Here is a 24,155-nt window from a genome sequence, read left to right on the forward strand (position 1 = left end):
GACGGGGCCGGAGAGAGAGGTCTGCCCTCTCCCCGGCCCCGCCCCTGCCGCACACCGTCGTCTTCCGTCAGTATGCGTTCTCGGTCTTGAACAGCGCCAGCGGCGTCATCGCCAGGATCTGTAGGTCGAAGAACACCGACCAGTTCTCGATGTAGTACAGGTCGTGCTCGACGCGGCGCTGGATCTTCTCGTTGGTGTCGGTCTCGCCGCGCCAGCCGTTGATCTGGGCCCAGCCGGTGATGCCGGGCTTGACCTTGTGTCGGGCGAAGTAGCCGTCGACGACCTGGTCGTAGAGGGTGTTGGCCGCCTTGGCCTGGAGGGCGTGCGGGCGCGGCCCGACCAGCGACAGGTCGCCCTTCACCACGTTGATGAGCTGGGGCAGCTCGTCGAGCGAGCTCTTGCGGATGAAGCGGCCGACCGGGGTCACCCGCGGATCGCCCTTGGTGACGATCTTGCTCGCCGTGTAATCGCACTGGTCGGTGTACATCGACCGGAACTTGTAGACGTCGATGATCTCGTTGTTGAAGCCGTGGCGCTTCTGCCGGAAGAAGACCGGGCCGTGCGAGGTGAGCTTCACGGCGAGCCCGACGCCGAGCATCACTGGCGAGAGCAGGATCAGCAGCACGGCGCCGACCACCCGGTCGAACACGCCCTTGACCACCACGTCCCAGTCGGCGATCGGCCGGTCGAAGACGTCGAGCACCGGCACGGAGCCGAGATAGGAGTAGCTGCGCGGGCGCAGGCGGAGCTTCGAGGCGTGGGCCGAGAGGCGGATGTCGACCGGCAGCACCCAGAGCTTGGCCAGCATCTGCAGGATGCGCGCCTCGGCCGAGATCGGCAGGGTGAACACGATCAGGTCGACCTTGGTGCGCCGGGCGAAGGTCACGAGGTCGCTCACGGTGCCGAGCTTGGGGTAGCCGGCGACGACGTCGGCCGAGCGGCCGTCGGTGCGGTCGTCGAACAGGCCGACGACCTTGAGGCCGGAATCGCCCTGCGCCTCGATCGCCCGGATCAGCGCCTCGGCCGGCTCGCCCCCGCCGACGACGGCGACGCGCCGGTCGAAGCGCCCGCGGCGCATCTGCGCGCTCACCACCAGGGACAGGACCAGCCGCCCGACGACCAGGAGCGCCAGCCCGCCGCCGTAGACGGTGCCGAGCCACAGGCGCGAGTAGTTGTCGCCGAGCTTGGCGAAGAACAGCACCGTGGCGGCGAGCAGCATCACCAGCGACCAGCCGAGCACCACCCGGGCGCCGACGCTGAAGAAGGCCCGGAACGCCCGGATGCCGTAGGCGCCGAGCGCCTGCAGCACCAGGACGTTGAGGCCGGCGAGCCCCAGGATCGCCGCGACGTAGCCGAGATGCAGCGGCACCACGCCGGCGAGGAGCCCGCGCTGGGCGCACAGGCCGGCGAGCGCCACGAGGACGAACTCGACCGCCCGCACGCAGCCGGTGAACACCACCGGCGACACCGCCGGGTCCGGCCGTACCGGCGCCACGGTCTCGGCGGGAGGCACGGCCTCGCGCTCGTGGCCGGGCCGGCCGAGCGGGCCGCCCTGGTCGGCTGCCACGGTCTTGAGGATGTCGCGGACGTCGAACGCACTCATGGCACGGTTCCGGTCACGGCTCGCGGAGAGGGCCCCCGCATCGATCTAGGTGGAAAGGGGAATGTCGCCCGTCGGCACTGACGGAAGGATTAAGAAGCCCACGATCGAATCGCTAAAAATCGAGCGAGTCGGGGCCGGGCGGGACCCGGCCCGTCTCAGCCCCCGGCGATCCGTCGGCGGGCGGCGGCGTAGCCGGCGAGGCCGTCCTCGGCCATCTGGTCCATCGAGAACCGGCAGCGGATGAAGGCGCTCAGGCCCGCCGCCTCGTCGCGACGCGCCTCGGGATCCTGGTCGACCTTGCGCAGGATCGCGCCCGCGAGGGCCGCGGCGTCGTTCGGCGGCACCAGGGCGGGGGCGGCGGGCCCGAAGATCTCCGGGATGCCCCCGACATCGGTCGAGACCATCGGCTGGGCCGCGGCCGCCGCCTCCAGGATCACGTAGGGCAGCGATTCGGCGAGGGAGGGCACCACCATCACGCGGGCGCGGCTCAGCGCGGCACGGATCGGCTGGGGCGGCTCGAACCGCACGTCCTCGGCGAGGCCGAGCGCCGCGACCCGCGTGCGCAGGGTGTTCTCGTCCGGTCCCGAGCCGACCACCAGCAGGGTCAGGCGCCGTCCGTGCTCGCGCCGCAGGCGCGCCAGCGCCTCGAACAGCACCGGGACGCCCTTCGCCTCGCGCAACTCGCCGATATAGACGAGGTCGAGGGCGTCCGGCGCCCGGGTAATCGGGGCGAATTCCTCGGTGGCGATGCCGTTGTGGACGATCCGCACCAGCCGGCTCGTCGGACCGACATAGGCCCGGTAGCGCCCGGCGATGAAGTCGCTCTCGAACAGGAAGACGTCGGTGCGGGCGGTGAGCACGCGCTCGGCCTGCATGTAGAGGCGGTGAAGCGCGGAGCCTGGACGGTAGTTGAAGCTGCCGCCATGCGGCGTGTAGGCCCGCACCGGGCGCAAGGCCGGCCCGACCGGGACCAGGCGGGCGAACAGGCCGCCCTTCGAGCCGTGCCCGTGCAGCACGGTCGGCGCGGCGCGGCGCACGAGGCGCGACAGGGCGGCGAGCGCCGAGAGGTCGCTCGGATGCGGGTTGCGGCGCATCGGCAGGCGGGTGACGCCGAGCGTCAGGTGCGGGGCGAGAGCGGCGAGGGCCGCCTCGGCCCGGGCGCCGCCGGTGCTGGCGTCGCAGAACAGGCCGACGTCGTGGCCGGCCGCGGCCTGGAGCCGGGCGACGTCGACGACGTGGCGGAACAGGCCGCCGACCGGGGCCCGGAAGACGTGCACGATCCGCTCCCGCGGCGCGGCGGCGGCGACGGGCGCGGCGTCCCGCGGAGCGGGATCGGCGACGAGGCGGAGTGGGGAGGCGGCCACGGGCGTGTCCTCAGGCTCGATGACGGCGCCGCGGCGCGCGGCAGCCTCCATCTCGCCCCGGGCCCGTACCCGGCCGGTTAAAGTCCGGTCGAAAGTTGAGTCCGTACCCGGATCGACGGGCGTGTGGTTAACCGGAGGTCAGTGGAAGTCTCGGTGGAAGTCGAGGCCCGTGGGACCGCCCGCCAGGACCGAGACCTGCGCCGCGCGGGACGGGAGAAGGTCGGCCGGCGGGACGCTCAGAACCAGCGCTCCTTGACGACGATCGTGTCGCCGGGGCGGACCGGGTAGGTCATCGGCACGATGCCCGAGACGAGGCCGGTCGGCCCCTCGCGGGTGACGACGGCGTAGTCGCGGGCGGCGCGGGGCCCGAAGCCCGCCGCGATCGCCACCGCGGTCTCGACCGTCATGCCGCTGACATAGGGATACTGGCCCGAGGTCGTGACCTCGCCCAGGATGAAGAACGGCCGGTAGACCTCGACCTCGACCGTGACGTGGGGCTCGCGGACGTAGCCGTCGCGCAGGCGCGCCTCGATGGCGCGGGCGGCCTGGGCGGTCGAGCCGCCCGCGACCTTGACCGGGCCGATCAGCGGCAGGGCGATGCGCCCGGCCCCGTCCACCGCGTAGATGTTCGAGAGATTGTCCTGCCCGAAGACGATCACCCGGAGCTTGTCGCCGGCCGCCAGGGAATAGGCGGCGCCGACCGAGCCCGTTCCAGTCTCGTCGAGCAGGGCAGTCCGGTATTCCGGTCGCAGGCAGCCCCCGAGCGCGATGGTGGTCGCCACGGTGGTCGCCATGCCGGTGAGGAGGGCGCGTCGGTTCATCGCTTCCGGCCAGTCCAGATCGTGTCGGCGGGGTCTGATGCACCGAGGTCTAGGGCGGCATGGTTAATGAAGTCTCACCCGGGCGCGAGGTCGGGCGAGACGTGCGCAAGCGGATCGCCCGCCCCGCCAGCGCCTTAACTCGTCGGCAACCTTAATCGGGTGTTATCGGGCCGCGGCCCGGACCAGGGCCGTCTCTCCCCGCGTCCTGACAGACGGTCCGCCATGCCCCGCGTCTTCCCCTTCGCCGAGCGGTCGCGTGCCCGCCTGCCCGACCGCCTGGCCGGGCGCAGCCGCAACGGCCAGGACGAATCCCGCCCCGACCTTCCGCCCCGGGACGAGACCGAGAGCGGATCCCCGGACGGCCTGACCCTCGCCGATGTCGGCCGCCTGCTGCGGCGGCGCTGGCTGGTGATCCTGCTGCCGACGCTCGCGGCCTTCGGGCTCGCCGTCGTCTTCGTCCAGGTGGTGACGCCGCGCTACACCGCGGAGACCAAGCTCCTGCTCGAGAGCCGCGACAGCGCGCTGACGCGGCTGCAGCAGGACCGGGGCGAGCTGCCCCAGCCGATCGACGAGCAGGCGGTGGCGAGCCAGGTCCAGGTGGTGATGTCGCGCGACATCGCCCGCGAGGCGATCAAGAGCCTCGGCCTCGTCGGCAACTCCGAATTCGACCCGATGGTGAAGGGCGTCGGCGGCCTCCAGCAGGTGCTGGTGATGCTCGGCCTCGCCCAGAACCCCCTCGACCGCGAGCCGGTCGACCGGGTGCTGGAAAAATACTTCGAGCGGCTGCTGGTCTACCCGGCCGGCAAGTCGCGCATCCTGACGATCGAGTTCCGCTCGAAGGATCCCGAGCTGGCCGCGAAGGCCGCCAACACGATCTCGGATCTCTATCTCTCGTCGCTCGCCGCCGCCAAGGTCGACACCGCGCGCTACGCCTCGACCTGGCTCGGCTCCAACATCGAGGCCCTGCGCAGCCGCGTCGCCGAGGCCGAGGGCAAGGTCGAGGCGTTCCGGGCCCGCAACGGCCTGATCGGCAGCGGCGGCACCGCCAACCAGCCGCTCGCCGCCCAGCAGCTCGCCGAGATCTCGACCCAGCTGACCCAGGCCCGCGCCGCCCAGGCCGATGCCGGCGCCAAGGCCAAGCTGATCCGCGAGCTGCTCAAGGACGGCCGCAGCTTCGAGATCCCGGACGTCGCCAACAACGAGCTGATCCGCCGCCTCGTCGAGCAGCGCATCGGCCTCAAGGCGCAGCTGGCGCTGGAAACCCGCACGCTGCTGCCCCAGCACCCGCGGATGAAGGAGCTCGGCGCCCAGCTCGAGGGCCTGGAGACGCAGATCCGCGCCGCCGCCGACCGCGCGGTGCGCACGCTCGAGAACGATGCCCGCATCGCCGGCAGCCGGGTCGAGAGCCTGCAGGCGGCGGTGGACGCCCAGCGCACCATCGTCGCCAAGGCGAACGGCGACGAGGTCGCGCTGCGGGCGCTGGAGCGCGAGGCCAAGGCCCAGCGCGAGCAGCTCGAATCCTACCTCGGCCGCTTCCGCGAGGCCGCCGCCCGCGACGAGGCGAGCGCCGCCCCGGCGGATGCCCGGGTGGTCTCCCGCGCGGTGGTGCCCGACCTGCCGTCCTTCCCCAAGAAGCTGCCGATCGTCCTGTTCGCGACGGTGATCGCCTTCCTGTTCGCCGTCGGCGGCATCGTCGCCAAGGCGCTCCTCGCCGGCGATCCGCCCGGCCGGGGCCGCGGCCGCCCGCCGCTGCGCCGCCACGAGACGGAGGCCGATGCCCCCGTCGCGGCGCCGAGCGCCGTGCCGATACCCCAGGCCGCGGCCGCCCTCGCGGCGGAGCCGGACGGCGAGGCGATGCCCGCCCCGGTCGTCGCGGCGGACCCGGCCCCCACCGCGCATCCGGCCGTCGCGGCGACGGATCCGGCCCGGCCCGTCGCCGCCTCGTCCGCACAGGTCCCGACCGCCCCAATCCCGCCAGCCCAGATCCCGCTCGCCCAGACCCCGCCCGTGCAGGCCGCGCCGGCCCCCGCCGCGAAGGCGCCGGCCGAGCCGCGCTACGACCTCGACGTCCTGGTGGCGCGGCTCGACGCGGTCGAGACCGCCGGGGCCGGCCGGCGGGTGCTCCTCGTCGGCACCGGCGAGGGCACCGATCTCGACGACCTCGCCCGCAGCCTCGGCCGTGCCGCCGCCCTGCACGGCCGCGCCCTGCTGGTGCGCCTCGACGGCCCGGCGGACGCGCATCCGGGCCTCACCGACCTCGTCGCCGGCCGGGCCGACTTCACCGCTGCGATCCGGCGCGAGGCCGGCCCGCGCCTGAACCTGATCGGCCGCGGCCGCGGCGAGACCCGCACCCTGGCCGCCGGGGGCGAGGCCCTCGGGCTGACCTTCGACGCCCTCGGCGAGGCCTACGACTGGGTGATCGCCTCGGTCGGCGACGGCTTCTCGGCCGAGACCCGGACGCTGGTGAGCGCGGTGGCGGCCTGGATGGACGCGGTGGTGATCGCCTCGAACGCGGAGGCCGACGACCCGCGCCTGGTCGGCCTGTTCGACACCGCCGAGGCGGCCGGCGTGCCGGACGTGATCGTGGCCCAGGACCGGACGCCGGTGGAGGTCCCGATGCCGTCCTACCCGCTGCGCCGCTCGGCCTGAGGCCGGCGCCCCCGCGTCGGAAGCGGAGCGTCGGTTCCTCCGGGCGCCACGCCGAGACCCCGGCGGCTCGCCCGGAAGCCCGGGCGCTCCGACGACAGGCGTTCGGTCCCGGCTCCCTTCCCCGGACGGTCCCGCCCGGGCCGGAGGATCGGGGGTGCGTCTCTCGCGGACCGCCTCAGCCGGCCATCCTGCGGGAGGCGTCGCGGACCAGGCGGGCCGCGGCGTCGATCTGCCGGGTCGAGGACGCGACGACGCCGAGATTGCGGCTGATCGCGCCGACCGCCTCCGTCATCGCCTGCATGCTGGACGACATCTCCCGCGCGACCGCCGCCTGCTGCTCGACCGCGGACGCGATCGACGAGGAGATCTCGTCGACCTGGCCGACGGTGGCGCCGATGCCCGCGATGGCGGCGGCGGCTTGGTTGGCGGCGGCCTGCGTCTCGGCGATCTGACGGCCGATGGTCTCGGTGGCCCGGCTGGTCTGGGCCGCGAGGCTCTTTACCTCGGCGGCGACGACCGCGAAGCCGCGGCCGGACTCGCCGGCGCGGGCCGCCTCGATCGTCGCGTTGAGCGCCAGCAGGTTGGTCTGGCCGGCGATCTGGTCGATCGTCTCCACGACCTCGCCGATGCGCTGGGCCGCGGCCGCGAGGCCGGCCACCACCGCCGAGGTCGCGTCGGCCTGCGCCACGGCGTGCCGCGTCACCTCGAGGGAGCGGACGACCTGGTGGCTGATCGCCCCGACGGAGGCGGCGAGCTCCTCGGCGCCGGCGGCGACGCTCTGGGTGTTGCCGGTGGCCTGCTCGGCGGCGCTCGCCGCGCTCACCGCCTGCTGCGAGGTCTCGGAGACCGAGGCCGCGATGCCGTCGAGGTCGCGGTCGATGCCGTGGTGGAGTTCCTCCCGCCGCCGCCGCCGCGTTACCGACGCGGTGACGTCGACGGCGAACTTGACCACCTTCAGGAGCCGGCCGGAGGCGTCGAAGACGGGATTGTAGGTCGCCTGGATCCAGACCTCGCGCCCGCCCTTGCCGAGGCGCTTGTACTCGGCCTGCTGGAACTCGCCCCGGCGCAGGGCCTCCCAGAAGCGCGCGTAGCCGGCGTCCTGCTCCGCCGCATCGACGAACATCCGGTGGTGCCGGCCTCGCACCTCGTCGAGCGCGTAGCCGACCACCGCCAGGAAGTTGGCGTTGGCGGTGAGGACGATCCCGTCGAGGTCGAACTCGATGATGCCCTGCGCACGGTCGAGGGCGTTCAGCTTGCCCTCGCAATCGGCATTGCGCAGCTTCTGGGCGGTGACGTCGACCGCGCATTTGAACACGCCGCAGGGCCTGCCGTTGCGCCCGAGGATCGGGTTGTAGCTCGCCTGAATCCAGACCTCGCGCCCGCCCTTGCCGAGGCGCTTGTACTCGGCCTGCTGGAACTCGCCCCGGCGCAAGGCCTCCCAGAACGCCCGGTAGGCCTCGCCGTCGCGCTCGGCGGGATCGACGAACATGGAGTGGTGCCGTCCCCGGATCTCCTCCAGGCGGTAGCCCAGGGCGGCGAGGAACCTGGCGTTGGCCGTGACGACGGTGCCGTCGAGGTCGAACTCGATCAGGGCCTGCGACGCGTCCAGCGCGGCCAGCCTGGCCTTGAATGCGTTGTGTCCCAGCAGCATCGTCGCCCTCCATCGTCGAGCGGGGCGTTCGCCCCGTCATCCCGGGAACGCGGCGCTTCGGCGCTCTCGTCCCCGGATGGCGGCATGGCGCCATCGTCTTACAGGATGGAACCGCAGGACTGCCACGCCCTCAACGGGGGCCGGCGAAAGCAAGCGTATGCCACCATCCTCGACGGCGATTTCATGCCATCTCCCCGATCCCGGAGAGAAGGGCGCCCCGCCATGAACGGTTTCGTGTCATAGGGCACGATCGCCGCCGCGGCGCCGCCGGTCCAGGCGGGCGGGCGGCGGCGTCGCCCATGATGGTCATCGGCTCATGGAATGCCCGGTTAACCGATCGAATGGGATAAAACCGTCCACCGATCGAATCGACCATGGCGAGGACGACGCATGCCGACGCATGCCCTGATGCGACCGCCCGCGACGCCCGAGGCGAACGCCGTGCCGTACGCGTTCTCGTCCCGCCACTTCCTCAAGCTCATCGAGGAGACCGGCAAGGTCGGGTTCTGGTCGGCCGACCTGCGCACCGAGCGGCTGAGCGCCTCGCTCGGCCTGTACCGGATCCTGGGGCTCGACCCGGCCATGGAGCTGACCTTCGGCTTCGGGCTCGACATGATCCATCCCGAAGACCAGGCGACGCACCGCGACCAGATCGCGGTGCTCCGCTCCGGCCAGTCGGTCAGCCGCGAGTTCCGCATCGTCCGGCCGGACCGGACCCAGCGCTGGATCCTGCACCAGGCCGAGGCGATCCTGGGCCCGGACGGCGTGCCGTGCCAGGGCATGGGCGTGGTGTTCGACGTGACGGCCCAGCACGACGCCCTGCGGGCGCTGCTGCAGCGTCACGACCGGCTGAACGCCCTGATCGCCGCCACGGCCTCGGTGTTCTGGGTCAACAAGGCCAACGGCGAGCCCAGCGAGATGCCGCAATGGATGGCCCTGACCGGCCAGACCCACGCGCAGATGCAGGGCTTCGGCTGGCTCGACGCCGTGCATCCCGAGGACCGTCCCCGGACGCTCGCGGCCTGGACCACGGCGGTCGAGCACACGGCGCCCTACAACACGGATTACCGCGTCCTGTGCGCGGACGGGATCTACCGCTGGTTCAACGCCCGCGGCGCCCCGGTCCTCGACCGCGACGGCTCGGTGCGGGAATGGGTCGGGGTCTGCCTCAGCGTCCCGGGCCGGACCCGCTACGGCGCCGCCCCGTCCGAGGCGCCGGCCGCGGCGCCCCGCGCCGCGCCGGCCGCCGACGAGACGCTCACCCCCGCCCAGGTCCGGGGCGCCCGCGCCATGGCGGGCTTGTCGAAGGAGGAACTCGCCGCACTCGCGAACGTCTCGGTCTCGACCGTCAACCGGCTCGAGGCGCCCGGCTCGGCGGTGCGGCCGCGCGCCGACACGCTCCTGGCGGTGCGGCGCGCGCTCGAGGCGTCCGGGGTGGCGTTCACCTTCGAGCCCGGGCTGAAACCCGGCTTGCGGGAGGCGTGACGGCGCCGGAAACGCGGCCGGCTGCCTTGCCCGGCCGCTTCCCGTAAGGTGCAGCGACTGACGCGGCACGGGGAGCCCGCTCCTCCCCGCCCACCCGGACGAGCGCGATGGAACTCAAGTGGATCGAGGACTTCCTGAGCCTCGCCGAGACCCGCAGCTTCTCGCGCTCGGCGGAATCGCGCGCCGTCACCCAGTCGGCGTTCAGCCGGCGCATCCGCTCGCTTGAGGTCTGGCTCGGCACCGCGCTCCTCGACCGCAGCACCTACCCGATCACGCTCACCGCCGACGGCCGCCAGTTCCTGGAGACCGCCGAGGAGGTGGTGCGGCTCCTCACCCTGAGCCGGGCGGATTTCCGCGCCCGCAGCGACGGCGCCGGGCTGCCGGTGGTGACGATCACGGCGCTGCACTCGCTCTGCCTGTCGTTCCTGCCGCGCTGGCTCGGGCGCATCCGCGACGCGCTCGGGCCGGTGGCGAGCCGGGTGCTGCCGGACAACTTCAACATCTGCGTCCAGGCGCTGGTCGAGGGCGGCTACGACCTGCTCCTGACCTACCACCACCCGGGCATCCCGATCCCCCTCGATCCCGAGCGCTATCCCTGCCGGATCGTCGGCCGCGACAGCCTGGCGGCGGTGGCCGCGCCCCGCGGGCTGGTGCCGGATGCCCGCGGCCGCCTGCCCTTGCTGCAATATTCCCGCGGCTCGTTCCTCGGCCGCCTGGCCGGCATCGCGCAGGGCGGTGACGACGCGCCGGCGACCTACCCGGTCCACACCAACGAGAACTCGATGGCCGAGGCGCTGCGCTCGATGGCGCTCGGCGGCCACGGCATCGCCTGGCTGCCGCGCAGCCTGGTGGCCCCCGAGATCCGGGCCGGCGCGCTGACGGTGCTCGGCCGCGAGATGCCGATGGACATCCGGCTCTACCGCAGCGCCGAGCGCCACCGCTCCTTCCTCGACGAGGTCTGGGCCGTCGCGGCGGAGGACCCGCCAAACTATTCGGATGCGGAATAGTTCATGGCAAACATAGCATTGGCCGGGCCGCGCCTGCGGGATTATTCCGCCGCCATCCGCTGACGGCGCCGCGGTTCACCTCGAACCGCCCCGCCCGATCCCGGCCTCGATCCATCCATCCGACGCGGGCTCGAGCCCCGGCACGCCTTCGGGCGCGCCGGAACGCGGCCGCGCGCGAGGAGCCTTCCCTTGACCGCCATCGCAACCCGCATCGAGCACGACCTACTCGGCGACCGGGAGGTGCCGCAGGCCGCCTATTACGGCATCCACACCCTGCGCGCCGTCGAGAACTTTCCGATCACCGGCACCACGCTCGCCACCTGCCCCGACCTGATCCGGGCGCTCGCCGCGATCAAGCAGGCGGCGGCGCTCGCCAACCACGAGCTCGGCCTGCTCGACGCCGCGCGCTGCGACGCCATCGTGGCGGCCTGCATCGAGATCCGGGCCGGTGCGCTCCACGACCAGTTCGTGGTCGACCAGATCCAGGGCGGGGCCGGCACCTCGACCAACATGAACGCCAACGAGGTGATCGCCAACCGGGCGCTCGAACTGCTGGGCGCCACGCGGGGCGATTACGGCCGGCTCCATCCCAACGAGCACGTCAACATGGGGCAGAGCACCAACGACGTGTACCCGACGGCGCTCAAGATCGCCGGGATCGGCGCGATCCGGCGCCTCGTCGACGCCATGGCGGCCCTGCGGGGCAGCTTCGCGGCCAAGGCGGAGGAATTCCACGACGTCCTCAAGATGGGCCGCACCCAGCTCCAGGACGCGGTGCCGATGACGCTCGGCCAGGAATTCGGCACCTACGCCCGGATGCTCGCCGAGGACGAGGCGCGGCTGGGCGAGGCCGAGCTGCTGATCCGCGAGATCAACCTCGGCGCCACCGCGATCGGCACCGGCATCACCGCCCACCCGCTCTATGCCGGCTTGGTGCGCGAGCGGCTCTCGACCATTACCGAGATCCCGCTGATCACCGCCGAGGACCTGGTCGAGGCCACCCAGGATTGCGGTGCCTTCGTGCAGGTCTCGGGCGTGCTCAAGCGCGTCGCCGTCAAGCTGTCGAAAACCTGCAACGACCTGCGCCTGCTCTCGAGCGGGCCGCGGGCGGGCTTTAACGAGATCAACCTGCCGGCGCGCCAGGCGGGATCCTCGATCATGCCCGGCAAGGTCAACCCGGTGATCCCGGAGGTCGTCAACCAGGTCGCCTTCGAGGTGATCGGCAACGACGTGACGATCTCCTTCGCGGCGGAGGCCGGCCAGCTGCAGCTCAACGCCTTCGAGCCGGTGATCGCCTACAGCCTGTTTCGCAGCCTCGCCCACCTGGAGGCGGCCTGCCGCACCCTCGACGTGAACTGCGTGCGCGGCATCACGGCGAACCGCGAGCGCCTGCGCGCCAGCGTCGAGAACTCCATCGGCATCGTGACCGCCCTCAACCCGTATATCGGCTATCGCAACGCCACCGCCGTCGCTATGGAGGCGCACGCCACGGGCCGGGGCGTCTACGACCTCGTGCTCGAGAAGCAATTGATGGCCCGGGACCAGCTCGACAGGGTGCTCCAGCCCGACCGGCTGACGCGCCCGCAGGCCCTCACGGCGATCTAACAGATCGCCGCGATCCCGCGATCGCCGTGGCCCGAACGCGCCGCGGTCGTCCGGATCGCCGGCATGCACCGGACGGAAACGCCAGACATTCGCGGACGAACCCGGGGGCGCCAGATCGCGCCCGGGGTCTTTTCGCACATCCGTTCACCCTTGGGAGGAACACGAAACCATGGCCCACGTCGAATCGACCGGACGCTCGTCGAGCCGGCTGACCCTCTATACCGGCATCGGCCTGGCGCTCGGCGTCGCGGTCGGCGCGGTGCTGCACGGCGTGGCCGGCAGCCCGGCCGAGGCCAAGGAGATCGCCGGCTACTTCACCATCGGCACCGACATCTTCCTGCGGCTGATCAAGATGATCATCGCGCCGCTCGTCTTCGCCACCATCGTGTCGGGCATCGCGAGCTTCGGCGACACCAAGACGGTCGGCCGCGTCGCGGGCTTCGCCATGGGCTGGTTCCTCACCGCCTCGATCGTCTCGCTGTCGCTCGGCTTTCTCGTCGCCAACATCTTCCAGCCCGGCGCCAGCCTCGGCCTGCCGCTGCCGGACGCCGCGGCCCAGACCGGCCTGAAGGCGGCCTCGATCAACCTGCGCGAGTTCATCACCCACGTCTTCCCGACCAGCATCGTGTCGGCGATGGCGACGAACGAGGTGCTGCAGATCCTGGTCTTCTCGGTGTTCTTCGGCTTCGGCCTCAGCGCGATCGACCGGCGCTACGCCGACCCGATGGTCCACATGCTGAACGGGCTGGCCGCGGTGATGTTCAAGGTCACCGACGCGGTGATGAAGGTCGCCCCGCTCGCGGTCTTCGCCGCCATGGCCTCCGTCGTCACCATCCAGGGCCTCGGCGTGCTGATCGATTACGGCAAGTTCATCGCCGTGTTCTACCTCGGGCTGGCCGTCCTGTGGGCGCTGCTGATCGGCGCCGGCTGGCTCGTGCTCGGCCACAGCGTCGTGCGGCTGCTGCGCCTGCTGCGCACCCCGATGATCGTCGCCTTCTCGACCGCGAGCAGCGAGGCCGCCTTCCCGCGCACCGTCGAGGTGCTGGAAAAATTCGGCGTGCGGCCCCGCGTCACCGGCTTCGTGCTGCCGCTCGGCTACTCGTTCAACCTCGACGGCTCGATGATGTACCAGGCTTTGGCCTCGCTGTTCATCGCCCAGGCCTTCGGCATCCATCTCGGCGTCACCGAGCAGCTGACCATGCTGCTCGTCATGATGGTGACCAGCAAGGGCATCGCCGGCGTGCCGCGCGCCTCGCTGGTGGTGGTGGCCGCCACCGTGCCGATGTTCGGCCTGCCCGCCGCCGGCATCCTGCTGATCATGGGCGTCGACCAGATCCTCGACATGGGCCGCACCGTCACCAACGTGCTGGGCAACGGGCTCGCCACCGCCGCGGTCGCCCGCTGGCAGGGCGAGATGCAGGAGGGCACCGACGAGACGGCCGAGGCCCCCGCAGCGGTCGCGGTGCCGACCGGCAAGGCGGCCTGAGGCGAGGCCGGTCTCCCCGCCGGCCGCAAGCCGGCGGGGCACCATCGCTTCGACGTCGAGCGCGAGGTTTCGCCCTCTTCCTGCCCGCATAGGGCTGGTCGGAAGAACAAGGCCCGGGATCCTCTCTCCCCGCCCGCAGGGAGAGGGGATCCCGCGCTTGGGACTGACGGCACCTTGTCCCGGTGGAACGACGGCGGGGAATGACGGCGTCGTCAGCTACCCGAGCTCCGATCCCGCCCGTCCCGCGCACTCCGTTCGCCCGTTCTGCGCATATCACGCAATACGGCGATTGACTCCCCCACCATTCTGCGCTCTTCAAGCAATAACAAGCGGGCAGTCGCGCTATTCGATGCGCGATCCCCGCGGGGGAGAAGCGCATGGCGATGGAATCGGACAAGAACCTGGGCGGAATCCGCATCAAGCGGGCGATCGAGCGCGTGCCGGGCGGGATGATGGTGGTGCCGCTTCTCGTCGGAGCCGTGATCGCCACCCTATTTCCGACGACCCCGAAGGTGTTCGGCTCGTTCACCGGCGCGCTGTTCACCGGCGCGCTGCCGATCCTGGCGGTGTTCTACGTCTGCATGGGCGCGAGCATCGACTTCCGGGCGACGCCCTACATCGTCAAGAAGGGCGGCACGCTGCTCGTCGTGAAGGTCGGCATCGCGATGATCCTGGGGGTGGTGTTCGGCCGCCTGCTCGGCGAGGCGCCGATCGGGGCCGGGCTCTTCGCCGGCCTCTCGACGCTGGCGATCGTGGCGGCCATGAACGACACCAATGGCGGGCTCTACATGGCCTTGATGGGGCAGTACGGCCGCCCGCGGGACGTCGGCGCCTACACGATCATGTGCCTCGAATCCGGCCCCTTCCTCACCATGGTGACGCTCGGCGTCGCCGGCCTGTCGGCGTTCCCCTGGCAGACGATGGTCGGCAGCATCCTGCCGCTGCTCGTCGGCATGCTGCTGGGCAACCTCGACCGCGAGATGCGCGCCTTCCTGGGCCGCGCCGTGCCGGTGATGATCCCGTTCTTCGCCTTCGCGCTCGGCACCGGGCTCGACCTGACCAAGATCTGGCAGGCGGGTCTGCTCGGCCTCGGGCTGGGCGTCGCCGTGACGGTGCTCACCGGTATCCCGCTCTTCTTCGCCGACCGGCTCACCGGCGGCAGCGGGGTGGCGGGCGTGGCCGCCTCCTCGACCGCCGGCAACGCCGCCGCGGTCCCGGCGATCATCGCCGCCGCCAACCCGGCCTATGCCGACGCCGCCGCCCCCGCGACGGTGCTGGTCGCCGCGACCGTGGTGGTGACCGCGATCCTGACGCCGCTCGCCACCGCCTGGACCGCCAAGCATTTCGGCGAACCGGCGGACGGCGCGGCCGAGCCCGCCGAGGCCGCGCCCGTGCCGGAGCGCGCCTGAGCCATGGCGCGCCGCTGGCTCATCCTCGCCGACGACCTCACGGGCGCGGCCGATTGCGCCATCGCCTTCGCCCGGCGCGGGGCCACGGCCTGCGTGCAATGGGGCGAGGCGGGACCCGGGGCCGACGAGGCGGTCCTGTCGCACGATGCCGACAGCCGCCAGCTCGGCCCGGATGCCGCGGCCGCCCGCCACGCCGCCCTGGCGGAGCGGCTGCACGACCCGGACCGGGCCGTGTTCAAGAAGATCGACTCGACCCTGCGCGGGCAGCCGGCGGCCGAGCTCGCCGCCACCCTCGCGGTCCTGCGCCGGCGCACGGGCGGGGCCTTCGCGATCCTGGCGCCGGCCTTCCCGGCGACCGGCCGCACCACCGAGGACGGGCGGATCCGGGTCGCGGGCCGGCCGCTCGCGGAGACCGAGCTCTGGCGCCGGGACCACACCTACCCGGCCGACGCGCTTCCCGCGATGCTGGACGGGGCCGGGCTCACCAGCGCGACGATCCCGCTCGCCACCGTGCGGGCCGGCGGCGAGGCCCTGCGCGCGGCGCTTCACGCCGCCTCGCAGGCTTTCGCCGTCGCCGTGCTCGACGCGGTGGACGACGACGACCTCGCCCGGATCGCGCGGGCGGGCCTCGCCCTCGACGCGGCCGGCCTCGCCTGGGTCGGCAGCGCCGGCCTCGCCCACGCCCTGGCGGCGGCGGACGCTCCCTCGCCCGCCCCCGCCCGGGCGGTCGCGAGCGGCCCGGGCGGCACGCTCGTGGTGGTGGGAAGCCTCGCGGCGGTCTCCCGCGCCGCGGCCCGCAAGCTGGCGGCCGAGCCGCGGATGCGCCACGTCCCGGTGGCGCCCGACTGGCTCATCGAGGCGGGCGAGGCCGAGCGGCGGCGCTGGTGCGAAGCGATCGCGGCGCGCCTCGCCGTCGGGGACGACGTGCTGGTCGAGGTCGCGATGGGCGAGGCGCCCGATCTCGCCATCGGGTCTCGCCTCGCGACCGCGCTCGGCGCGCTCCTCGCCCCGGCCGCGCCCCATCTCGGCGCCCTGGTGGCGACCGGCGGCGAGACCGCGGCGGCGCTCCTGGCGCGGTTCGGGGTCGACGGCCTGGCGCTGGTCGACGAGATCGAGCCCGGCGTCTCCCTCGGCGTGACGCGGGGCCGCCTCCGCGTGCCGATCGTCACCAAGGCCGGAGCCTTCGGCAGCGAGGACACGCTCCTGCGCGCCGTCCACCACCTCCGGGCCATCAGACACGAAGGGTCTCCGACATGAGCCGACCGACCGTCGCGATCACCATGGGCGATGCCTCCGGCATCGGCCCCGAGATCATCATGAAGGCGCTCGCCCGGCCCGACATCGCGGCGCTCTGCCGGCCGGTCGTGATCGGCGACGCCGAGCGCCTGCGCGAGGCCGGCCGCATCGTCGGGAAAGACCTGACGGTGCAGGCCGTCGCCTCGCCCCGTGAAGCGACCGACGCGCCCGGCACCGTGGCCTGCGTCGATCTCGGGCTGATCCCGAAGGACCATCCGTTCGGGCGCGTCTCGCCGGTCTCCGGCGAGGCGGCGTTCCGCTACATCGAGCGCGCCGTCCGGGTGGTCCAGGCCGGCGAGGCCGCGGCGATCTGCACCGCGCCCCTGAGCAAGGAGGCGCTGCACGCCGCCGGCCACAAGTATCCGGGCCATACCGAGCTTCTGGCCGCCCTCACCGGCACGCCGGAGGTCTCGATGATGCTGGTCTCGCCCAAGCTCCGGGTGATCCACGTCACGACCCATATCGGGCTGATCGACGCCATCGCGCGGATCGAGCCGGGCCTCGTCGAGCGGGTGATCGCCCGCGGCCACGACACCCTGGTCAAGGCGGGACTCGCGAATCCGCGGATCGGCGTCTGCGCGATCAACCCGCATGCCGGCGAGAACGGCCTGTTCGGCCGCGGCGAGGAGGCGGAGAAGATCACGCCGGCGGTTCAAGCCTGCCGGGCGAAGGGCTGGCGGGTCGAGGGGCCGCTGCCGGCCGACACGCTGTTCTTCCTGGCGGGCCGGGGCGACTACGACCTCGTGGTGGCGATGTACCACGACCAGGGCCACGGCCCGATCAAGGTTCTCGGCCTCGAGGCGGGGGTGAACATCACCGTCGGCCTGCCGGTGATCCGTACCTCGGTCGATCACGGCACCGCCTTCGACATCGCCGGCAAGGGCATCGCCGACGAGGGCTCGCTGGTCGAGGCCCTGCGCCAGGCCGTCGATCTGGCCCCGCGCCAGGCGGTCTGACGGCCATGACCCGCGGCCGGCACCGTCACCCGCTGCTTCTGGAGGCGCTCCAGGCCGGCGAGGTCGTGGTCGAGGAGCTGGCGGAGCGCTTCGGCGTCTCCGCCTCGACGATCCGGCGCGACCTGCAACGGCTGGCGAGCGAGAAGACGATCACCCGCACCTATGGCGGCGCGGTGATCGCCCATCCGCTCCCCGAGACGAGCCTGCCGGAGCGCGAGGCGCAGGCACGGCCCGAGAAGGCCGCCATCGCGCGCGCCGCCCTCTCGCTGCTTACCGACGACGACATCCTGATCCTCGACGGCGGCTCGACGGTAGCGGCCTTCGGGGCCGGCCTCGCCGGGCGGCGCCACGCGATCGTCACCAACAACCTGCCGCTGGTCGGCGTGCTCGCCGGCGCGCCCGGCCTCACCCTCACGGTGCTCGGCGGGGCGGTGCGGCCCGGCAGCATGAGTACGCTCGGCCCCCTCGCCGAGGCGGCCCTGCGCCGCCTCACCGCCGACAAGGCGGTGGTGAGCGGCGACGGGTTCGTGGCCGGCCGCGGCCTGTGCGAGGCGGCCCTCGAGCAGGTCTCGCTCAAGTCGCTGATGATGGAGCAGGCGGCCGAGGTGGTGGTGCTGATGGATTCCTCCAAGCTCGGCCGCGCGACGCAGGGCGCCTGGGCGCCCCTGCCCGGCCGCTGGACGCTGGTGACTGACGCGGGCGTCACGGACGCGCAATGCGCGGACGCGGAGGGCGCCGGGGCGCGCGTGGTGCGGGCGGCGGGATAGACAGCCCCGGACCACCGGTTCAGGCGGCCCGCACCGTCGCCCGGAAGCGCGCGACCTCCACGGAGAGGTGCTCGGACCGGCGCGGCATCTCGGAGGCGGCGCCGACCACCTGGGCTGCGACCGCTCCGGTCTCCCCGGCGGCCTCGGCCAGGGTCGCGACGGTGCCGGTGACCGCGCCGGTTCCGGTCGCGGCCTCGGCGACGTTGCGGGCGATCTCCTGGGTGGCCGAGCCTTTTTGGCGCGCCGACGGGATTGCCGGGCAGCGGTCGATGCGGCCGGCCCATCTCGCCGTTTCTGACGATCCGGGCCGGTGCCACGAGAGAAATCCGCTCACCTTGCGGCCGGATACATCGCCGGGCGGGACGGATGGCTGTCGTCGCCGCGCCGGTCCCCGATCTTGACGGGCCGCCGTCTTGCGGCAGCCGATCCCGACCTGCCCGCCTCGACGCGGCCGCCATTCGCGGACGGGAACGCCCGGCCTCGCCGATCCGGCCGGCCGGATCCCGGCTCAAGAATACGTACGCAATCTATGATCTAACAATTCAAGTCATTGCGGAGAAAATAAATCTCATGTTTCTCGATTTTTTCTCAATGTAACAATATATCCATGGCAATGGACAGCATTCGAAGCAGGGTTCAATTTGAATTCGCAGCCGACCGACAAGGCTGCAAACACCAGAGAACGGCATCATGAAGAAGCTCGACGCCAAGTCCCTCGGCACCGTCGCCGGCGGCTGCTGCCTGCCCGCCTGCCCGACGCCGTGCCCCCCGCCGGCTCCGGCCTGCCCGCCGCGGGCCCCGACCTGCGGCAGCGCCAAGTCGCGGGTTTGCTGAACCGCGCCGGACGCCGACGGGGCCCGGCCTCCGCCGGGGCCCCGTCGGCGCATGGTCTCGGAGCGCGGCCGCCCGGACGGCGTCTCAGGCCGCCAGCGCGTCCTTGACGAAGCGCCCGTCGATCATGATCGCCGGCATGTGCCGGCCCTGGCCGGTCAGCAGCGACAGGTCGGCCAGCGGATCGCCGTCGACCACGATCAGGTCGGCGAAGGCGCCCGGCGCCACCACGCCGGCCTTGCCCTCCAGGCGCACGACCTTGGCGGCGTTGATCGTCGCCGAGCGGATCACCTCGATCGCCGGCAGGCAGCGGCCGCGGATCACGAACTCCTCCGACTGGTGGCGGTGCATCTCGCCCAGGAGGTCGGTGCCGTAGGCCATCATCACGCCGGCGTCGCGCAGGGTCTCGAGGGCGTGGAGACCCGCCTCGCGCACGTCCTCGATCTTGGCGACCGAGGCCGGCGGCAGGCCCAGGGACGCGCCCTCCTTCGCGAGAGCGTCGAAGGTGACGTTGGTCGGCACCACGTAGGCGCCCTTGTCGCGGATCAGCCGCGCGGTCTCTGGCGTCACGAGGTTGCCGTGCTCGACCGAGATCACCCCGCACTCGACCGCCCGGCGGATCGCCGCGTCGGTGTAGAGATGGGCGGCGACGTAGGTCTGGGCGTTCTCCGCCTCCTCGACGATCGCCCGCAGCTCGTCCACCGAGTAGCCCAGGAACGCGATCGGGTCGGTCGGCGAGGAGACGCCGCCATTGGCCATGATCTTGATGAAGTCGGCCCCGGCCTTGATCTCCTCGCGGGCGACGCGGCGCACGGCGTCGACCCCGTCGCAGACCCGGCCCATGGCGCCGAGCTTGGTGCCGTAATGGCCGACATCGCGGGCGTGATAGCGGCCGCGATAGTCGGTGTGACCGCCGGTCTGCGAAAGGGCCTTGCCGCAGATCACCAGGCGCGGGCCGTCGATCAGCCCTTCGCGCACCGCCATGACCAGCCCGTGATCGGCGCCCCCGAGATCGCGCACGGTGGTGAAGCCGCGCATCAGCATCCCGCGCATGATCTTGGCGGTGCGCAGCGCCACCAGCGAATCCGGCAGCTCGGCATTGGCGCCGAGGTCGGGGATCGTCGCGATGACGTGGACGTGGCAGTCGATCAGGCCCGGCATCAGGGTGCGGCCGGCGAGGTCGATCACGCGGGCCGAGGCCGCTTTCAGCGGCTTGTCCGACACCTCCCGGATCGTGCCGCCCTCGACCAGCACGTCGTGGCCGTCGAGCGCGGTGTCGTGGGTGCCGTCGAGGACCCGGGCGTTGCGGAACAGGACGAGGTCGGCGCTCATGCGGGCAGTCCCTTTGTCGTGCGAGGCGGCCCGGGGATCAGGGCGCGCGGGCGTGGCGGCACACTGGACAGCGAGAAAAAAACAGGCAAGCTTGTTTTTTATTCAGGCGTTCAGGCCCGGGAGGATCGGTGGCGCAGACCGGACGGCAGCCCCAGGCGCGCAGCCTCGCGACTCGCGAGCGGCTGGTGCGCGCGACGATCGACGAGATCTACGCCGTCGGCTACCACGCCGCGACGACGCAACAGATCGCCGAGCGCGCGCAGGTCTCCCGCGGGGCGCTGCTGCACCACTTCCCGACCCGGGCCGACCTCGTGCTGGCCGCGCTCGAGACGGTGCTCGCCGACGGCACGGCCGAGATCAAGGCGGTCTCGCAGGACGTGCGCTCGGGGGCGCTGCCGCTCGGCGACTTCGTCGAGTTCCTGTGGCCGCTCTTCTCGGGCCGGTTCTTCCATCTCTCGATGGAGCTGATCAACGAGTCGCGCACCGACGCGGAGCTGCGCCAGTGCCTGATCCCGGTGGTGCAGCGCTTCCACGCCGCCCTCGACGCGATCTGGGTCGAGTTCTGCGATTCCGACGCCCGGCCGCCGCGCGAAGCCCGGATCATCCTCAACCTGACGGTGAACCTGATGCGCGGCATGGGCGTGCAGACCGTGCTGCGGCCCGATCCCGACTACTATCGCGACCTGATCGAGACCTGGAAGGCGGTGCTGCCGCTCCTGATCGCGGGACCGGCGGGCGACGCCGCCTTCGCCGGGGCCCGCTTCCGCGAGGCGGTGGCGTGACGGGCGCGCAGCGCGGATTGCGGCCTGGCACCCATCTTGCCACAAGGCCGAACACCTGTCTTACAAATAGGTCAGCTATGATCCGGACGCCGTCGCCCTCGAACCCGTGAACCGCATGAGCGTCGCCTCCCTCTCTCCCGGCCCGTCGGCCCGTCTCGGCCGCCTCGCCTTCCTGGCGGCGGTCGTCCTCGCCTACGCGATCGTGTTCGCGCCGATCGTGACGGTGATCGCGACCTCGTTCTTCGACCAGGAGATCGTGACCTTCCCGCCCGAGGGCCTGACCTGGCGCTGGTACCTCAACGCCTGGGCGCAGCGCGATTTCGCGCGCGGCTTCCTCACCTCGCTCCAGATCGCGCTCGCCGCCACCGCGATCGGCGTGCCGCTCGGCACGGCGGCCGCGCTGGCCCTGGTGCGCTCGACCGTTCCGGGGCGCGGCCTCCTCGGCACCTTCCTGCTCGCGCCGCTGGCGGTGCCGGCGATCGTCGCCGGCTCGGCCCTCTACATGTTCACCCTGCGGGCCGAGGACTGGCTCGACATGGACATCAAGGCGACGCTGGGCGGCCTCGTCGCCGCCAACGTGCTGATCACCATCCCCTGGACGGTGCGCCTCGTCACCGCGAGCTTGGCGGGCCTCGACCGCGCGGCGGAGGAGGCGGCGGCCAATCTCGGGGCGCGGCCCTTTACGGTCTTCCGCCGCATCACGCTCCCGATGCTGCGGCCCGGCATCGTCGCCGCCGCCCTGTTCTCCTTCGTGGCGAGCTTCGAGAACCTCGAACTCAACCTCCTCCTCGTCGGCCCGGGGCGCACCACCCTGCCCGTCGCCATGCTGAGCTACCTCGAATTCCGAATGGACCCGACCCTGGCCGCCGTCGCGACCGCACAGATCCTGATGGTGACGATCCTGATGCTGGTCACCGACCGCTTCGTGAAGCTCTCGCGGATCGTCTGATGGGCACGCTTCTCCTCGACGGCCTCACCAAGCGCTACGGCGAGGCCACCGCCGTCGCCGGCGTCGACCTCGACATCCGCCAGGGCGAGCTGGTGGCACTGCTCGGACCGTCGGGCTGCGGCAAGACCACGACGCTGCGCATGGTCGCGGGCTTCATCGAGCCGAGCGCCGGCCGCGTCGTGATCGGCGGGCGCGACGTGACGCGGCTGCCGCCCCATGCCCGCGACACCGGCATGGTGTTCCAGTCCTACGCGCTGTTCCCGCACATGAGCGTCGCCGACAATGTCGGCTTCGGCCTGGAGATGCGGAAGGTGGGCAAGGCCGAGCGCGACCGGCGCATCGCCGAGGCGCTGCGGCTGGTGCGCCTCGACGCGCTCGCCGACCGGCTGCCGCGCCAGCTCTCGGGCGGCCAGCAGCAGCGCGTCGCGCTCGCTCGCGCCCTGGTGGTGAGCCCGGCGGTGTTCCTCCTCGACGAGCCGCTGTCGAACCTGGACGCCAAGCTCCGCTCCGAGGTGGGGCTGGAGATCCGCGAACTGCAGAAGCGCCTCGGCCTCACGACCCTGATGGTCACCCACGACCAGGACGAGGCCTTGGCGATGGCCGACCGGCTGGTGGTGATGGAGCACGGCCGCGTGCTCCAGGTCGGCAGTGCGGAAGACCTCTACGAGCGCCCGGCCAACACCTTCGTCGCCGGCTTCGTCGGCCGCTGCAACCTCCTCGACGGCACGCGCGAGGGCGCCGACGTGTTTCGCCTGGCGAGCGGCGCCGCGGTGCCGTGCGCGCCCGACGCGGCGGCGGCGGGCGGCAAGCTGGCGATCCGGCCCGAGCGGATCGCCGTCGCGCCCGATCCCGCCGGCACCGGGCGGCTGCGGGCCGTGACCTATCTCGGCGCGCGCACCGAGTACCACCTGGATCTCGCCGGCGAGGCGATCGTCGCGGTGAGCCCGACGCCGCTGCCCGACGACCCCCGCCGCCGCCTCGCGGCCGGCGATCCCGTCCGCATCACCTGGATTCCCGACGCCGCCCGCGTCATCCCCGCAGCAGAGAGCCCCGCCCGATGATCACCCGTCGCACCCTGATGGCCGGCAGCGCCGCCCTCGGCCTGTCCGGCACGCTGCCCGCCCGGGCCCAGTCCGCCCCGATCGTCGTCGGCACCTGGGGCGGCGATTACGGCGCGCTGCTGCAGCAGAACATCGACGTCCCGCTGATGAAGCCGCAGGGCATCGAGGTGTCGCAGGACATCGCCAACCAGGACCCGCGCCGCACCAAGCTGATCGCCGAGCGTACCAGCCGCCGCGGCAGCATGGACGTCGCCTGCATCAACGACATCGACAGCTACATGCTGAGCCAGCTCGGCGTGCTGGAGACCGTGCCGGCCGCCGAGGTGCCGCGCCTGTCGCAGGTGATCGACGTGTTCAAGAAGCCGCACTCGATCCCGCACATCTACTCGGCCATGGTCATCCTCTACAATCCGAGCAAGGTCACGATCCCGCCGACCCGCTACGCCGACATCTTCGACCCTAAGTACAAGGGCCGGGTCGGATTTTCCGACATCCTCTGGAACTTCAACATGGCCGGCGCCAATATCGGGGCCGGCGGCACCCCGACCGACTTCACCAAGGGCAAGACGGCGCTGATGGACCTGAAGGCGCTCTCGCCGAAGGTCTACCCGTCGAACGAGACGCTGGCCGCGGCGCTGAAGTCCGAGGAGGTGTGGATCTCGCTGATGTGGCTCGCCCGCGGCTTCATGTGGAAGCAGGCCGGCATCCCGGTCGAGATGGCGATCCCCGAGGAGGGCGCCCTGCCGATCCTGTTCGAGGCGGGCGTGCCGAAGAACTCGCGGGCCAAGGACAGCGGCTTCAAGTACCTGAACGCGATGCTCGATGCGAAGGCCCAGGTCGCCTTCGCGCAGAAGATGGGTTACGTGCCGACCGTCAAGGACGCCAAGCTCCCGGATGATCTCGCCAAGCAGATCAGCCTGACGGAGGCCCAGCAGGCCAAGCTCCGCCCGCTCGACTACGCGACGATGCAGGCGCAGCAGGCGGCGTTCTCGGATTTCTGGAACAAGGAATTCAAGGGGTAGGCTATCGGATCGGCCGCGCGGCCTCGCCGACACCCCGCTTCATCCACTCCACGACATCATCCTGAGGTGTCGGCCGATC

19 protein-coding genes and 1 pseudogene are annotated in these 24,155 nt (G+C 72.1%); 14 read left to right on the forward strand and 6 right to left on the reverse strand.

Annotated features, from left to right (window positions below):
* Positions 1-67: 67 nt before the first annotated feature.
* The 3 genes from V3T34_RS25395 to V3T34_RS25405 form a co-directional block, all read right to left on the reverse strand.
* Positions 68-1,603, reverse strand: a complete 1,536-nt coding sequence (locus V3T34_RS25395) for an undecaprenyl-phosphate glucose phosphotransferase (RefSeq protein WP_305076816.1) — start codon at positions 1,601-1,603, stop codon at positions 68-70.
* Positions 1,604-1,758: 155 nt separating this feature from the next.
* Positions 1,759-3,018 (reverse strand): glycosyltransferase family 4 protein, encoded by a 1,260-nt coding sequence (locus V3T34_RS25400; RefSeq protein ID WP_060850741.1) that lies wholly within the window; start codon positions 3,016-3,018, stop codon positions 1,759-1,761.
* Between the two features lie 185 nt (positions 3,019-3,203).
* Positions 3,204-3,788 carry a polysaccharide biosynthesis/export family protein gene (locus V3T34_RS25405; RefSeq protein WP_060850742.1) on the reverse strand — a complete coding sequence of 195 codons (585 nt, stop codon included), beginning with the start codon at positions 3,786-3,788 and terminating at the stop codon, positions 3,204-3,206.
* A gap of 222 nt (positions 3,789-4,010) precedes the next feature.
* On the opposite strand from V3T34_RS25405, the gene V3T34_RS25410 reads away from it, so the two are divergent.
* Positions 4,011-6,437 (forward strand): GumC family protein, encoded by a 2,427-nt coding sequence (locus tag V3T34_RS25410; protein WP_305076817.1) that lies wholly within the window; start codon positions 4,011-4,013, stop codon positions 6,435-6,437.
* A 175-nt stretch (positions 6,438-6,612) separates the two neighbouring features.
* Here V3T34_RS25410 and V3T34_RS25415 read toward each other — a convergent pair whose 3' ends face one another.
* Positions 6,613-8,088 (reverse strand): methyl-accepting chemotaxis protein, encoded by a 1,476-nt coding sequence (locus V3T34_RS25415; RefSeq protein ID WP_331369315.1) that lies wholly within the window; start codon positions 8,086-8,088, stop codon positions 6,613-6,615.
* A gap of 390 nt (positions 8,089-8,478) precedes the next feature.
* Between V3T34_RS25415 and V3T34_RS25420 the strand changes: the two genes are divergently transcribed.
* The 8 genes from V3T34_RS25420 to V3T34_RS25455 all read left to right on the forward strand — a co-directional run bounded on the left by V3T34_RS25420 (position 8,479) and on the right by V3T34_RS25455 (position 18,099).
* Positions 8,479-9,573 (forward strand): PAS domain-containing protein, encoded by a 1,095-nt coding sequence (locus V3T34_RS25420; protein ID WP_244533688.1) that lies wholly within the window; start codon positions 8,479-8,481, stop codon positions 9,571-9,573.
* Positions 9,574-9,680: 107 nt separating this feature from the next.
* Positions 9,681-10,580 (forward strand): LysR family transcriptional regulator, encoded by a 900-nt coding sequence (locus tag V3T34_RS25425; protein WP_060850744.1) that lies wholly within the window; start codon positions 9,681-9,683, stop codon positions 10,578-10,580.
* 189 nt (positions 10,581-10,769) lie between these two features.
* The gene (gene aspA / locus V3T34_RS25430; protein ID WP_305076819.1) at positions 10,770-12,185 is read left to right on the forward strand and encodes an aspartate ammonia-lyase; all 1,416 of its coding nucleotides are present in this window, start codon (positions 10,770-10,772) and stop codon (positions 12,183-12,185) included.
* 169 nt (positions 12,186-12,354) lie between these two features.
* Positions 12,355-13,671, forward strand: a complete 1,317-nt coding sequence (locus V3T34_RS25435; RefSeq protein ID WP_305076820.1) for a dicarboxylate/amino acid:cation symporter — start codon at positions 12,355-12,357, stop codon at positions 13,669-13,671.
* A 377-nt stretch (positions 13,672-14,048) separates the two neighbouring features.
* Positions 14,049-15,080: a 2-keto-3-deoxygluconate permease gene (locus V3T34_RS25440; protein ID WP_305076821.1), complete on the forward strand. Its 1,032-nt coding sequence runs from the start codon at positions 14,049-14,051 to the stop codon at positions 15,078-15,080.
* A gap of 3 nt (positions 15,081-15,083) precedes the next feature.
* Positions 15,084-16,337 (forward strand): four-carbon acid sugar kinase family protein, encoded by a 1,254-nt coding sequence (locus V3T34_RS25445; protein WP_305076822.1) that lies wholly within the window; start codon positions 15,084-15,086, stop codon positions 16,335-16,337.
* The gene (gene pdxA / locus V3T34_RS25450; RefSeq protein ID WP_305076823.1) at positions 16,334-17,332 is read left to right on the forward strand and encodes a 4-hydroxythreonine-4-phosphate dehydrogenase PdxA; all 999 of its coding nucleotides are present in this window, start codon (positions 16,334-16,336) and stop codon (positions 17,330-17,332) included. Before V3T34_RS25445 ends, pdxA begins: the two co-directional genes overlap by 4 nt.
* Positions 17,333-17,337: 5 nt before the next feature.
* Positions 17,338-18,099: a DeoR/GlpR family DNA-binding transcription regulator gene (locus V3T34_RS25455; RefSeq protein WP_305076824.1), complete on the forward strand. Its 762-nt coding sequence runs from the start codon at positions 17,338-17,340 to the stop codon at positions 18,097-18,099.
* A gap of 19 nt (positions 18,100-18,118) precedes the next feature.
* On the opposite strand, the pseudogene V3T34_RS25460 reads toward V3T34_RS25455, so the two are convergent.
* Positions 18,119-18,337, reverse strand: a pseudogene (locus tag V3T34_RS25460) (methyl-accepting chemotaxis protein); the annotation flags it as partial.
* A 452-nt stretch (positions 18,338-18,789) separates the two neighbouring features.
* On the opposite strand from V3T34_RS25460, the gene V3T34_RS25465 reads away from it, so the two are divergent.
* Complete coding sequence (locus tag V3T34_RS25465) at positions 18,790-18,933, forward strand: hypothetical protein (RefSeq protein WP_305076825.1); 144 nt, start codon at positions 18,790-18,792, stop codon at positions 18,931-18,933.
* Between the two features lie 84 nt (positions 18,934-19,017).
* Here the strand turns inward: V3T34_RS25465 and V3T34_RS25470 are convergent, their stop codons facing one another.
* Entirely contained in the window at positions 19,018-20,262 is a 1,245-nt protein-coding gene (locus tag V3T34_RS25470; RefSeq protein WP_060850749.1) for a metal-dependent hydrolase family protein, read from the reverse strand.
* A 128-nt stretch (positions 20,263-20,390) separates the two neighbouring features.
* Here V3T34_RS25470 and V3T34_RS25475 point away from each other — a divergent pair, with 128 nt between their 5' ends.
* The 4 genes from V3T34_RS25475 to V3T34_RS25490 all read left to right on the forward strand — a co-directional run bounded on the left by V3T34_RS25475 (position 20,391) and on the right by V3T34_RS25490 (position 24,076).
* Positions 20,391-21,044, forward strand: coding sequence for a TetR/AcrR family transcriptional regulator (locus V3T34_RS25475; RefSeq protein WP_060850750.1), 654 nt, complete (start codon positions 20,391-20,393; stop codon positions 21,042-21,044).
* 115 nt (positions 21,045-21,159) lie between these two features.
* Positions 21,160-21,993, forward strand: a complete 834-nt coding sequence (locus tag V3T34_RS25480; protein ID WP_060850751.1) for an ABC transporter permease — start codon at positions 21,160-21,162, stop codon at positions 21,991-21,993.
* Positions 21,993-23,054, forward strand: coding sequence for an ABC transporter ATP-binding protein (locus tag V3T34_RS25485; protein WP_060850752.1), 1,062 nt, complete (start codon positions 21,993-21,995; stop codon positions 23,052-23,054). Before V3T34_RS25480 ends, V3T34_RS25485 begins: the two co-directional genes overlap by 1 nt.
* The gene (locus V3T34_RS25490; protein ID WP_305076827.1) at positions 23,051-24,076 is read left to right on the forward strand and encodes an extracellular solute-binding protein; all 1,026 of its coding nucleotides are present in this window, start codon (positions 23,051-23,053) and stop codon (positions 24,074-24,076) included. Before V3T34_RS25485 ends, V3T34_RS25490 begins: the two co-directional genes overlap by 4 nt.
* The last annotated feature ends 79 nt before the right edge of the window (positions 24,077-24,155 follow it).

Source organism: Methylobacterium ajmalii, from assembly GCF_036448855.1.
GTDB lineage: Bacteria > Pseudomonadota > Alphaproteobacteria > Rhizobiales > Beijerinckiaceae > Methylobacterium > Methylobacterium ajmalii.